Raw genomic sequence first — 13,336 nt, forward strand, 5'->3', positions numbered from 1 at the left:
GCTTCAGCGACATGGACGCCTCGCAGCACGAGAGTATCGTGGCCGGAAACGTGTCGGAAACGCCGTTAAGGATTGCTGTCTTCGGCGGCAAGGGTGGCGGCGGTCAGGCGACGCAAACGATTCTCAACCTCATCCGTTCGGGACGCCGTTATTCATTTGCCGGATATCTCAACGATCGATCACCCGTCGGCACGGCACTCCTCGGCGGAAGTGTGCTTGGAAACTTCGATGCCTGGCCGAGTATCGGCAGCACTACCCTCTTCGTCGCGCCACTGCACAAAGTCGGCTACATGCAGCAGAACTGCACGCGAATTATTGACCTTGGCATCCCCAGCTCACGTTGGGCGACCTTGATCGATCCAATGGCGGCGGTCGCGGACAATGCCGTTATTGGCCCGGGCACCTACCTTGTTCCTTTCGCGAACGTCGCAATGGAAAGCACTATCGGGGCGCACTGCACCGTTCGAGCCGGCGCCAACGTCGGAAATGATGTCACTGTCGAAGACTTCGTCTTTCTTGGTGCTAATTCGATTCTCTGCAGTGGCGCCAAGATCGAGTCGGGCACTCATATCGCTCCGGGAGCCAAGGTCGTGAATGGCGTGCGAGTGGGCCGGTTCGCCGTCGTCGGCCTCGGCGCCATCGTTACCAGGGATGTCCCGGACTACGCGGTCGTGGCCGGCAGTCCGGCCCGGGTTCTCCGAGAGATCGAGCCCATTGCGGTACCGCCGTGGTCTTTCCCCCGGTAAGCAGGCTACCGGCAGAACCGCGCCTGCCCAAGCATTGCCTCGAGAGCCAAAGCGTTGGCCACTCATGGCCGCGTTGATCGCGCCGATGTTGTTCGTCACCAAGATCGGGTTTGGCTTGGCGTGCGGCGTCGAATTGATCGACGGCACGCAACCGTTCCGCACAGCAACACGAATTGTTATGCAGATGAGACGCCCCAGCAGTTGAAAGACCTGAGACGATCACACAGGGCCGGCATCGACCTGAATATCGAGAGCGTCGGCAATGCGCTGAGCCACGTCCGCATAAGTCGCCGGGGGTTCACAATCGAACACCGCATAGCCGATCAGGTTCCCATTATGCTCGAAGGGTCTGACCGGACTGCCTATGGGAACCGCAAAATTCAGCTCGATGAGTTCGGGCACCGACTGCCGCACCTGCGCAAAGCTGCCCGCTTTCGTGAGAGTCCCGCCGCTCTGGCTGCCGAAAATTAATGACCCGGCTCGCCGACGATGCTGCCCTGCACCCCCGGTTTCGGGCGGGCGCCACGCCTCTCCCAGAGCGAGACGGATGGTGGCTTCCTCGACGTCGACGCCGGTCGCGCGCGTGATGACCGCCGGGATGCCGTTTCCGCCGGTGCGGGGGCTCATCTCCAATACTACGACGCGGTCGGGCGCGACCTTGACGTCAAAATCCAAAGGTCCTCGATCGTAGCCGACAGCCTTGCAGCAATCCTCAACCGCGCTGCGAACACGCTGCTGATCATGGTCGCTCAGCGTCGAAGGGACGCTGTGACCAGTTACAGCGAATGCGTTCAAATACTTGTCGGTAATTCTTGCAAACGACAATTCGCCATCAATCAAGATGCCGTCGCCGCTGCATTCCCGACCGCTAACGAACTCCTCGACGCATACCATGCCCGCCGTCGAAAAGCTCTTGGCGACGGCGAAGGCCGCCGCAACGGCATCAACCGAAGCCCCCGCCAGCGTTCGCAAGCCGCGCGATCCGGAGGAATCCACGGGCTTAATGACGATCGGACAGCGGAGAACACGATCCACGCCAAGCAACCCCTCAAGCGACTGCGCCGCCACGAACTGCGGGTGGGCCATGCCCGCTAGGCGCTGCGCCTCGCGAAAGCGATGCTTCATGCACATGATCTGTGCGGCGTTGAAGGACACGCCGGGCAAGTCCAGCCGATCGCAAACATAACCGACCGACGGGACTGCGATATCGGAACTGAACGTACAAATCCCATCAACCGCCAGCGCCCGCGCCTGGCGAGCGAGTTCTTCGCGATCAGCCGTGCTGCAATTCAAAAATTGATGAGAGTATTTATGCCCGACACTTTCCGGTCGATCGTCAACACTGATGACGTAATAGCCGAGTTCAACTGCTTTGCGAATTCCCGGAATCTGAAACACTCCCGCACCAAGCACCATCAGTTTCTTGGAACGCGTCTGGATCCGCATTGAAGGCGAACTTTCGATCGTCTAACCCCTTGCAAGAGAAGCCGCTATCGCATGGCGCAGGTACGTGAGCAATGGTGCAGGCCGCGCCAGGCAAGAAAAAAGACGCGGGTCGCCTTAGCTGCCGGCTGGTTTCAGGAAAACTCGACCGAGCGTGGATCGCGCGCACTCTTGAATGGCTTCACCGGTTCGCGCTCGACAGAGCGAAACGTCTGCCTGACCACAAACGGCGGCCGCCTCTCGGCGGCCCAAACGATGCGAACGAGATACTCGCCGACGATGCCGAAGGCGCACATGGTGAGTCCCATGAAGAAGAGAAGCAGGATCACCAGCGTCGTGAATCCCATGACCCGAATATCGCCGATCAAATATTTCACCAGATAGAACATGGCCAAGATGATGGCGGTAGCCGAGGTCAGAAATCCGCCATAAGCAAGCAAGCGTAGCGGCAGCGCGGAATAGTTGACGACGTTGTCGATGGCTGCGGAGATCAGCTTGTGGAGCGGATAGCTCGTACGCTCATGCCGGCGCGCATGGTGCTCGACGTCCACATTGGCAATGCGCCGCGTGACTTGGAAGATAATCAGCCCGACCCGCGGCTTCGGGCCGGCAAAGTCGACGACCGCGTCGGCGACCCTTCGCTTCATCAGCCGAAAGCTGTTCAATTTGAGGTGCTGCGGCACCCCCAGCGTGTGCCCGGACAGCCGCTTCATCGCCCAGCTCGCGACATTGCGAACGGGCGAGTGGCGCTTGGTAATGTATCGGCCAATGACGACATCGACCTCTGCCCCCTCCATGGCGGCAATGAGCTTCGGTATCTCCTCCGGAGGGTGCTGCAGGTCGTCGTCCAGCGTGATGACAAACTCCCCGGCCGACAGACCAAGGCCACAGACGACGGCATTATGCTGGCCAAAATTGCGCATCAGGTCGACGACCACCACTCTGGCATCGCGGTTCTGAATTCCGTGCAGCACGGAGAGCGAGTCATCGACGCTCGCGTCGTTGACGAACAGGACTTCGTAGGGCTCGTTCAAGCGGTCCATGACGGACCGAAGCCGCGCATGCAGCTCTTCGAGATAACGAGCGGAATTGTAAACGGGAACGACAATCGAATATTTGGGCGTAATGGGCTGATCGTGCCCCAGCCCTACACCTTGCGTAGACCGCCTCGTCACCACAGAAAATCCGTCCCCCGATCTCATGAGCTTTTGGTTGAAACGAAAAATCGATAGTCAGGACAGGTAATTGCTGGTGTTTGTATAGCACGATGGCTCATGCCTACAATCGGCAGCCCGCGATAGTGTCTTGACCGAACGGGCCGGCAAAGGGGTGCAATGACAAGGATCCCGTTCAACTCCCCGCCGCGCGCGAGCCGCGAGCTTGAGTATCTTGGCGAAGTCCTGCGCACCAGGCGCATTTCGGGAGGCGGCAAATTCACGCGCGCTTGCGAGGTGTGGCTGGAGGCCGCAATCGGCGCTCCTCGCGCGCTGCTGACCACCTCCTGCACCGCGGCTTTGGAAATGGCGGCGATGCTGTCGGGGGTCGGACCCGGCGACGAGATCATCATGCCGAGTTTTACCTTTCCAAGCACCGCCAACGCCTTCGTGCTGCGTGGCGCCACCCCTGTCTTCGTCGATATTCGCGAAGACACGCTGAGTATCGACGAAGCCGCGATCGAAGACGCCATCAACGGGCATACGCGGGCCATCGTACCAATGCACTACGGCGGCGTCGGCTGCAATATGAGTCGCATTGCGGAAACCGCCAAGGCGCGCGGACTTGTCGTGATCGAAGACGCGGCGCAGGCGCTTTGCGCGCGCCGTGACGGCCGCCCGCTCGGTAGCTTCGGTGATTTTGCGGCGCTTAGTTTTCACGAGAGCAAGAATGTGGTGTGTGGAGAGGGCGGAGCGCTCCTCATCAACGATCCGACGCATGTCGACCGGGCCGTGATCATCCGCGACAAGGGGACCGACCGCCAAAAATTCATGAATCGTCAAGTGGACAAATATTCATGGGTCGATATCGGCTCGTCCTATGGACCGAGCGAGATGCTGAGCGCATTTCTGCTCGCGCAACTCGAGGAGGCCGAGGCGATCACCGCTCGCAGGCGGGCCGCCTGGGACCGCTATCATGAGATGCTGGAGGATATGGAGGAGGCCGGCGGCTTAAGGCGCCCCATCATACCGCACGCGGCAGAGCACAATGCACATATCTATTACGTGCTGATGCACGATGCGGAACAGCAGAGCCGCGCGCTCAGCCGCCTTGCCGAACTTGAGATCGGCGCCACTTTCCACTATTTCCCCCTCCATCAAGCCGCAGCCGGACGCCGCTTTGGCAAGGTGTCCGGCTCGCTCGCGAATACCGAAGAGCTCGCACCGCGGCTTATCAGGTTGCCGCTCTATGCGGACATCACCCTTGACGATCAGATGCGCGTCGTACGGGCTCTGGGACTTGTCTTGGGCCGGCGGAAAAGGCCTCACAATCCCCTTCGGGCACCCCGGCGGCGAGTCTTGGCACGACGGGGCTCATGATCGGCAGGCTGCTTCGACGATCGCCGCGAACTCAGCGAGGGACTCATCCGAGGCTAGATTCGCCTCCCCTCCTAGCGCTCGTCCGCCCCGCCCTTCGGAAATGGTAAACACGCGATCGGCAACGGCCAAGCAGAATTGGCGTTCAACCTCCTGCCGACGCCGGATCTCCGCATCTTCAACCAGCGACGCTTCCTGCTCGCCATAATCGCAGAGGATGCATCGCGGCCAGTCCCCTATCCAGCGAACGACCGAAAAGAAGGGCGAGGTATGCACCACGATGCAGTCGATGTCGTTGGCAACCGCGTAAGCTGCCGCTTCGATAGGGTGACCGAGACGCACGAACTGATAGCCTTGGTGAGACACGCTGGGGCGCGCGCGCGAACTGCCAACGAACACCTCATGGCCAAGTCGAGCGAGGTGACCGGCTTGCAGTTCCAGCACCGCCGGCTCGTCTTCGAAGACCCTCTCGAGATTGCTTAGCATGAGGACGCGCAGATCGCCGCGCCGCCGGACGTATTTCCGCCATGGCTTGTCGCGCCGTGGCGGGAAAGCGATGTCGTAGGCGCGCTCGTAGCTCAGGTTAGGGCTGTAATACGGATCGTTCTGGAGGAGCCGTTTGTGCCGCGTCCGCAAGTAGCATCCCTCGGCAATGGCTCGTTCTATCTTTTCTCGTGTGTCGTCCCCTCCCCGAGATTTGGACTCACAATGGATAAAGAGCGGCTGCGCCAGAAAAAGGTTGCGGTAGCCGCGCGCAAGCAGGTCACAACAGAACAGGACGTCGTTGCAGCCCACCGCCAACGACGTATCGAGGCCGCCGACCTCATCAAAAATCGTTCGGCGTATGGCGAGGCAGGCGCCGGTCACGGCTCCCACTTCGCGGGTAACGGCGGCGAGCCCGCAATATCCGCCGTCATTGGCCTGCAAGCCGACATGCGCATGCCCGGCGACCCCCTGGAGGCCGACGATCGTGCCCGCAAACTGAACGGTCTGGTCTGGATAAAGCAGCTTAGCCCCGACGGCGCCTGCGTCGTCCCGCATCGCCTGGGCGACCAACAACTCGAGCCAGCTCGGGTCGTTGACCACGGTATCGTTGTTGAGGAAAACCAAAACCTCGCCGGTTGACTGCCGCGCCGCGAGATTGTTGAGACGCGAGTAGTTGAATGGCGCCTCGTCGCGCAGCAAATTAATTGCGCCGCGTTCCGCCGTCTCGCGCAAATAGCGAAGCGTGGCAGGATCAGTAGAGCCGTTGTCGATCACCACAATCTCGAGCTTGGCGCGCGGGTAACGGGTCCTCGCCTCGAGGCTGGCAAGACAGGGCTGCAGCAGCTCAAGCCTGTCCTTGGTGGGAATGATGACGCTGACGGATGGGAGCCTCTCCTCCGCCAAACAACGCTCGACGGGCTGGGCGCGCGGGGAGCGCGGGCTTCTGGCGTCATGGTAAAGGACGAATGGGACGTGTATGACCGCATCGCTTGCCGCCTCCTGCACGAGAGCCTCGGTCAAGCCGCTCACAGTCCAGGCTTCACGCTCGCGTAGGATGCGGGCCGCATCAAACTCGATGTCGTGCAAGAACAGGCAAGGGCCGGTGTAGCCCGTACGCCGCAACAGCTCCGGAGAAAAACTCGGCTTGAAGCGGGGCCTGCGGCGTATACCGTGCGCGTCGAGGTGATCCTCGTCAGCATAGACGAGACATGGCGAGCGCTCTTTTGCGGCAACGAGAAACAGGTAAAGAGCATGCTCGCGAAGCAACACACCGCCTTCTGCCAGCAGCACACAGCGCCGCTCCGCGAGGCGATTATCGATTGGCAAGTCGGCGGCGGAGACCGTGAAGCGCGGATCATCCTTCACCGCCGCTCGTGCCGCGGCAACGGCATCCGCATTGCAGTGACGCGTGAAGAGCAATACGGCGTCGAAGCGTGAGAAGAGTTGCCGGCGGAGATGTTTCACGGTCGCAGCTGCGAATTTTGCTGTGCCTGCGTCAAACATGAACAACGCGAGCGGCACCGGCATCTCCGCCTCGGCGATGTGCTCCACAATCGCTTTTTCATCGTCGCGGCTGAGGCTATCGAAGCGGCGTATCCACTCTTGATAAAGCGTCGTCTCGATCTGGTGGGACCGGCGCGCCTCGTCATCGTCGGTAAGGAGATGCTTCACATACCTGCGACGCAAAGAGGCCCAGATGACCTTGCGCGCCTCCTGCTCCGAGGGACGCAGCGCTCGACAAAGCAGCGTAAGTCTCTCGCCCTGGCGCCTGAGCCAAAGGGACGCGGTAGCAGCCGTTACACGCCATCTCTTGGCAGGAGGTCTGAGCGGCGCCTCTTGCGTCGTGTTGAGCATGTCCGAGTGTAGCTTGACCACCGGCGGCGAGGAATATCGATATCGCGGACGGTCGGTTGTGATGGTACACTGACGATCATAGAGGGGTGAAATCTCTTTAATCGCGGGGAGTCTTGATGACTGGAGACCGCGGGTCCGATCCGCTGGGTAATCTGGTAGTGTCCATCCTTATAATTGTGGCGGTTCTGATAGTCGTGCTGATCGGTGCCTGGTGGTTGTTCCGATAGAATTGAATCCTTTGGAGTGGCGTCGTCCGGAGCTTGGCGACAATCGCTCGCCGTCCGGCGCACGTAAACGAACCAAAAGGAGGCCACGATCGGGGCGGCATGATTATCTTGCTCGGTGCCAACGGGTTCCTGGGAAGACACACCTGTGAACTCCTGGCGCGTCGTGGCGCGGAAGCTGTTGCAGTCTCCCAAAAACCGGATCCCCGGTTCTTCGCGCAGTTCGCGTCCTCGGTCCGCTATATGGAGGCGCACAGCTTCGCTTCGTCCGCAGGCGTCGAGGTCATCGCCAAAACCCGTGCCCTCGTCTATTTCAGGTGGAGTTCCGTGCCTGCAACTTTTGCCCAGGAGCCGTGGCGGGAGGTGCGGGAGAATGTCGAGCCGGCGTTTCTACTCTTTCTTCGCGTTGCCGAGCTCGCGCCGAAGGCAAAGATTGTCTTTCTTTCTTCCGGCGGCACGGTCTATGGACGCGAAGGGACAGGGCCCAAGACAGAGACATCGCCAACCAAGCCAATCTCATCTTATGGGGTCGGCAAGCTCATGGCGGAAGAGGCGCTCGCCTTTGTCGGGCGCACCAAAGGCTCTCCCTTCGCCATTCTGCGGGTTTCGAATGCTGTCGGCCGTTGGCAGACAAGCACGACGCAGGGAATTATCGGGGCGGCATTGCGCGCCGCTCGCGATGGCGTCCCGGTCAAGCTGTTCGGCGGCGGAACGCAAGTCAGGGATTTCGTCGATGCCGGCGACGTCGCCGAGGCCATCTACGCCGCGAGTCTGGACACGACGCATCAAGCCGCGACTTGGAATGTCGGATCCGGTGTCGGCGTTACCGTGCGCGACTTGGTTGACAGCGTGGCACAAATGATCGGCAGGCAAATCGCCATCGAGCACGCCCCGCCGAGAGCCCTCGATGTGCCCCACGTCGTGCTCGACTGCAGCAAAGTGGCGAAGGATCTTGGTTGGACGGCAAAAACCCCGCTTGACCTGTCCATTTCAAGTCTTTGGCAAAGCATTTGCGGGCCGTCCTGTGACGTGCCTCGTTGAGCTTGCTCTTGCCGCATCGATGGCGCCTAAAGCATGATAGGCTGGTGCACAAAGGGCGACAAAGCTAACGAGCGCCTGCCATGCGGCAGGGGCTCTTTTCTTCGAACCTCTGAGCGTTTCGCGTCGCGATAAGAGTTCCAAACACAAGCCATGTCTGCCCCCAGGATTGTGAAACGTCGCGGCTCGAGTGGATTGCGCGGAGCTGGAGGCAAGACTGGCAAGGACTCCCGCGCCAAAGGCAAGTCCAAGGCGGCAGAGCCGCCGCGGCATTCGGCGCAAAGACACTATCTGTCGAAAGATCAAATCAAGACGGATAAGGCGCCCGCCAAGGCCCCGAAAGAGACAAAGCCCCGAAAACGGACTCGCGTCCCAGATCCAGCTCTTGCTTCGGCTGTGCTTTCGAAATGCATTCTCGTTGCAGGCATGCATCGGTCCGGCACCTCAGCGGTTACGCGGGTCATCAATCTGATGGGCGCCGATATTTCAAGCGACTTGATGCCTCCCGTGATCGGAAACAATGAAAGAGGGTTTTGGGAATCGAGATCGATCGCGGCCATCCATGACCGACTTTTGGTGGCGCTGGACAGCGCTTGGGATGATGTCTTTCCACTGTCGCCTCATTGGCTCGAAACCGACGCGGCAAGACAAGCTCAAGGAGAGATTAGTCGCGAACTCGAAGCGAATTTCGCCGACAGCCGCGTGTTCGTGATCAAAGATCCGCGCCTTGCGCGACTCTTGCCCTTGTGGATCGAGCTTCTCGACAAGCGGCGGATTGAAGCCGTCATTGTCATGCCATTTCGCAACCCTCTCGAAGTCGCACTTTCGCTGAAGGAACGGGATGGGTTTTCGCTGGGCAAGTCGATGCTTCTTTACGCACAAAGCTGCTTGGAAGCCGAGCGAGCAAGCCGAAGGAGGCCCCGAACTTTTATCGCCTACGACGAGCTCTTGAGGGATTGGCGCACCCTTGCGAAGAGGCTCAAGACTGCGAATGTCGGCTTCGGCGCTCCGGACCAGAAGATCATCTTTGAGATCGAGCGATTCTTGAGTGCCGATCTTCGTCACGCGACGGCGACACGACGGGACCTCGCGGAGCATCGGGAGATCAGCGCCATTGTCGTCGAGATTTACGACCGGCTGACAGATGCGGCCAAGTCGGGCAGCGACGCGGCGTTGCGCCCAGCCTTTGACCGCATGCGCCGGACCCTCTCCGAGGCGATAAGGTTGTTTGGAGCTGCATCTCCGATCGAGCGAGCATCGGCCCAAGCCACATCGGCAGCGGTCCAGCAACGCGATGTCCCGGCGCCTGAGGCCCAGTCGGCCGCGAGCGACGCGTTACCCAAGGGGCACTCCGAAGCTTTGCGCGAAGCGGAATCAACCTCAGGCGAGATCGCTGCCCCCAACCAGGCCGATCCGGCGATTGTCCATGCGCTCCAACTCATGGCGGAGACGCGGTCGGATTTGGCACGCCGGCTGGACGAGGTTAGCGCGCATGCCGGCAATTTGGAGGGGATCCGCCTTAGCCTTGCAAAGGAACTCGCCGCTGCCGCCGCCAACGCTGCGCATGCAACCAATCAAATCGCGCGGCTCGAGGCCGAGCGAGCGGAGCTGATCCGCCAGCTTGCGGACGAACGGGCGCGCATAGCGGAGATGCTAAAGGAGAGGAGCGTATTCGAACATCAACTCGAGGACTTGCAAGCTCTGGTCCGAAACCTGCAGTCGAAGGCCGAGACAGCGGACGCGCTCGCCCGACGGAGCGAATCGTCGCTCGACAGCTTGGCCACGCAGCTCGATGAGGCTCGAACGCTTGGAGCCGAGGCGCTTGCGAGCCGGGACGCCCTACAAACTCAGGTTGGAGAGGCGCGGTCGGAAGCCCATAAATTCGAGATGCAGGCGCAGCAGGCCGAAGCCCGCACGCAACAACACGCGTCGCAGTTGGAGCTGCTGACCAAGGAACTTGAGGCAGCGCGTGCCAGGGCAGACGAGGACCGGTCGGAGGCGGAGGCCTCTGAGCTACGGGCGCGGGAATCGGAAGCGCTGGCCCAAGAGCAGGCGGCGAGGATGACGACGGTGACTGTAGAACTCGACGCGGTCCGCGCCGGTGCGGCCGAGTTGCTCGTCGCGCGGGATGCCCACCAGGGCCAGGCCGAGACGGCGCGGAGTGAGTTGAAGCAACTCACGCAAAGGGCGAATGAGAGTGAGGCGCTCAGCCAACAGCAGGCGCTGCAGCTAAAGACGTTGACCAAGGATCTCCGTGAGGCTCGTGCCGGCGCGGCCGAGTTGGTTGCGGCGCGTGACGGACTGCGACGGCAGCTGGACGAGGCTCGGGCTGAATTGCGTAAGTTGGAGCTGAGGGTTCAGGAAGCCGAGTTGCGAAGTCAAGTTCAGGCGCTCAAGATCGAGGTGATCGCCGGGAACCTCATCGAAAAGCGCGACCGCGTTCAAGCGGCCGATCATTTAGGCCCAATCCCACAGGCGGAGACCTCATCGGCTGTAGAGCGAACTGCCGGCGTCATACGAAACAGCGGACTGTTCGACCCAGATTACTACCGACAACGCGCCGCGTGCGCCGCCCTCGACCCAGTAGTGCATTACGTCACGGCGGGAGAGAAGCTAGGCATCCCCCCCTCAACGCGCTTTGATCCGACCTACTATGCAGAGCGTTATCCCGATGTCGGCGCCGCCGGCACATGCCTTCTCGAACATTACGTGCTGCACGGACAGAATGAGGGTCGGAGGGCCACGCCCGTCGCGAACGATTTTGTCGAAGATCCGGCCCGGTTCGCGCCTGACAAAGAAACCATTCTCCTCGTGAGCCATGAGGCTAGTCGCACCGGCGCTCCCATTCTTGCCCTCGCGATCGGACAACTTTTAAGCGCGCGCTACAATGTGATCAGTCTGCTCCTGCGCCCTGGCGACCTCATCGAGAATTTCGAGGAAATCAGCTCACGCACAATCTATCTTGAGGAACGGTATCGATCTCCAATCGAGTTCAAATACGCCATCGCCTCGCTGCTGCGCGGGCAGCCGATTCGCTACGCGCTCATCTGCAGTATCGAATCGAGGGACATCATACCCGCCCTGGCTCGGGCCTTTATCCCGACCATCAACCTGATCCACGAATTCTCGACCTATACGAGACCGCTTCGGACCGTCCGGGAAGCACTTGGCTGGACCACCGAACTCGTGTTTTCAGCGAGCATAACCGCCGAGTCATTCCGCAAGGAGCACCAGGCCCTTGAGCACCGCAAGATACATATCATTCCCCAGGGGCGATGCTCTCTCCCCGCTGCGACGTCGAAGGCGACATTGGAGGCGGAGTTCCAGACGATCAAATCGGCGATGCGCCCTACGGGAGCCGAAAATGCGCTTGTGGTGCTTGGCGTCGGGACGGTTCACCTTCGTAAGGGCATCGACCTTTTCATCAGCACTGCAACAGCGGCAGTCCGCATGGCCGCTCGGGGTCGCCCAATTCGCTTCGTCTGGATCGGACACGGCTATGATCCGCAAGCCGACATGAACTACTCGGTGTATCTAGCGGAACAGATCGTCCGTTCGGGTTCGCAGGGCCATGTGGTGATCCTCGATCCGGTAGGCGACCTTGAGCCAGCTTACGCCATGGCCGATGTCTTTTATCTTCCCTCTCGCCTCGACCCGCTGCCCAATGTCACGATCGATGCGGCATTTCGAGCCCTCCCGGTGATATGCTTCGAGGGCGCCACGGGGATGGCCGAGGTTCTCAAGCAAGACCCGACGGCGGGCGCGACGGTGATGCCTTATCTGGACGCGGAAGCCGCTGCGCGGCAAATCGTGGAGCTGGCGAATGACGAAGCGCTGCGCACGCGCGTTGGTGAATCGACACGCTCGCTTGCGCTTCGAACTTTCGAAATGGAACGATACGCTGGTCAGATCGACGAGATTGGCGGCTTGGCCGTCGAGCGGATGCGCCAGCGCCGCGCCGATTTTGAGACGATCCTTAAGGATCCCTTGTTCGATCCGGAGATCTTCACGCCGCCAAACGCTTCTCCCACCACGCGTGAAGATGAGATCTCGAGGTTTCTCGCCTACTGGTCCGCAGCCCGGACCGCGCCGCACCAGCTCGATCATCTTGACCTTCGGCGACCTTGCGCCGGATTCAATCCGCAGATCTATGCGCATCACCACCCAGAGATCCTCGAGGCCGACATCAATCCCTTGGCCGATTTTATTCGCAAAGGCTGCCCCCAAGGACCGTGGGTTCACGAAACGATCGGGCCCGATCTCGACAAGATGAAGCAAGGGCCGCAAAACGCGCTGAGGGTCGCGATACAGGCCCACTTTCATTACCCCGAGCTGATCGAGGATTTTCTCGACAGAATCGCGCTGAACAAGGCGTCCTGCGATCTTCTCTTGAGCACGAATGACGTGGCCAAAGCCGCGCTGTTGGGCGCGCGAACCACTTCGTTCGACCGGGGCCTTGTGAAGATTCGCATCGTGCCGAATAGGGGGCGCGACATCGCACCGTTGCTCACCGTCTTCGGCAGGGAGATGGTCCGGGATTACGACGTGATCGGACACCTGCATGGCAAGCGGAGCAGCGGCGTGGACGCGGCCATGGGAGAGACCTGGCGTGAGTTCCTTTGGCAGCATCTTCTTGGGCCGCGCTATCCGATGATGGATATCGCCTTGGCGCATTTCGCCGAGAATGAGCAGCTTGGTCTTCTGTTTCCGGAAGAGCCGCATCTGTGCGACTGGGGCGCCAATCTTGCGATCGCGGACGACCTCGCCCGCGGCGCCGGTCTCGAGCGGCCGCTTCCCCCGTTTTTCGAGTTTCCCGTCGGCTCCATGTTCTGGGCGCGGACTCGGGCCCTTGCTCCCCTCATCGAGCTTGCGCTCACTTGGGATCATTATCCGGAAGAGCCTGTTGCCAACGACGGCACGATGCTGCACGCACTCGAGCGTCTCTTCCCGTTCGCCGCGCGTAAGCAGGGATACAGCTACGCGACCGTTCACATTCCGGGGATCAGCCGCTAGG

General features: G+C 60.8%; 8 protein-coding genes. 5 read left to right on the forward strand and 3 right to left on the reverse strand.

The genetic code is table 11. The features are described from left to right. The first annotated feature begins 11 nt into the window (after positions 1–11). On the forward strand, positions 12–746 hold the full coding sequence (locus ACREC7_RS00325; protein ID WP_431553685.1) for a hypothetical protein: 735 nt from the start codon (positions 12–14) through the stop codon (positions 744–746). A 64-nt stretch (positions 747–810) separates the two neighbouring features. Beyond that, the gene (locus ACREC7_RS00330; protein ID WP_431553686.1) at positions 811–951 is read left to right on the forward strand and encodes a hypothetical protein; all 141 of its coding nucleotides are present in this window, start codon (positions 811–813) and stop codon (positions 949–951) included. Between the two features lie 14 nt (positions 952–965). Here ACREC7_RS00330 and ACREC7_RS00335 read toward each other — a convergent pair whose 3' ends face one another. Further along, positions 966–2,192 carry an ATP-grasp domain-containing protein gene (locus tag ACREC7_RS00335; protein ID WP_431553687.1) on the reverse strand — a complete coding sequence of 409 codons (1,227 nt, stop codon included), beginning with the start codon at positions 2,190–2,192 and terminating at the stop codon, positions 966–968. 131 nt (positions 2,193–2,323) lie between these two features. Further along, a complete protein-coding gene (locus ACREC7_RS00340) occupies positions 2,324–3,364 on the reverse strand; it encodes a glycosyltransferase family 2 protein (RefSeq protein ID WP_431553688.1) in 1,041 nt (346 codons plus the stop codon). A gap of 159 nt (positions 3,365–3,523) precedes the next feature. On the opposite strand from ACREC7_RS00340, the gene rffA reads away from it, so the two are divergent. Beyond that, positions 3,524–4,723, forward strand: a complete 1,200-nt coding sequence (rffA, locus tag ACREC7_RS00345; protein WP_431553689.1) for a dTDP-4-amino-4,6-dideoxygalactose transaminase — start codon at positions 3,524–3,526, stop codon at positions 4,721–4,723. Here rffA and ACREC7_RS00350 read toward each other — a convergent pair. Then, a complete protein-coding gene (locus ACREC7_RS00350) occupies positions 4,718–6,877 on the reverse strand; it encodes a glycosyltransferase family 2 protein (RefSeq protein ID WP_431553690.1) in 2,160 nt (719 codons plus the stop codon). The genes rffA and ACREC7_RS00350 overlap by 6 nt on opposite strands. Positions 6,878–7,320: 443 nt before the next feature. On the opposite strand from ACREC7_RS00350, the gene ACREC7_RS00355 reads away from it, so the two are divergent. Continuing rightward, positions 7,321–8,325 carry an NAD-dependent epimerase/dehydratase family protein gene (locus ACREC7_RS00355; RefSeq protein ID WP_431553691.1) on the forward strand — a complete coding sequence of 335 codons (1,005 nt, stop codon included), beginning with the start codon at positions 7,321–7,323 and terminating at the stop codon, positions 8,323–8,325. Positions 8,326–8,793: 468 nt separating this feature from the next. Next, on the forward strand, positions 8,794–13,335 hold the full coding sequence (locus tag ACREC7_RS00360; RefSeq protein ID WP_431553692.1) for a rhamnan synthesis F family protein: 4,542 nt from the start codon (positions 8,794–8,796) through the stop codon (positions 13,333–13,335). Position 13,336: the final 1 nt, after the last annotated feature.

Source organism: Methyloceanibacter sp., assembly GCF_050728395.1.
Lineage (GTDB): Bacteria > Pseudomonadota > Alphaproteobacteria > Rhizobiales > Methyloligellaceae > Methyloceanibacter.

Bases quoted from the DNA above. Each gene is read 5' to 3' on its own strand.
- ACREC7_RS00325 (WP_431553685.1), top strand. From the start codon at position 12: ATGGACGCCTCGCAGCACGAGAGTATCGTGGCCGGAAACGTGTCGGAA.
- ACREC7_RS00330 (WP_431553686.1), top strand. From the start codon at position 811: ATGGCCGCGTTGATCGCGCCGATGTTGTTCGTCACCAAGATCGGGTTT.
- ACREC7_RS00335 (WP_431553687.1), bottom strand. From the start codon at position 2,192: ATGCGGATCCAGACGCGTTCCAAGAAACTGATGGTGCTTGGTGCGGGA.
- rffA (WP_431553689.1), top strand. From the start codon at position 3,524: ATGACAAGGATCCCGTTCAACTCCCCGCCGCGCGCGAGCCGCGAGCTT.
- ACREC7_RS00360 (WP_431553692.1), top strand. From the start codon at position 8,794: ATGGGCGCCGATATTTCAAGCGACTTGATGCCTCCCGTGATCGGAAAC.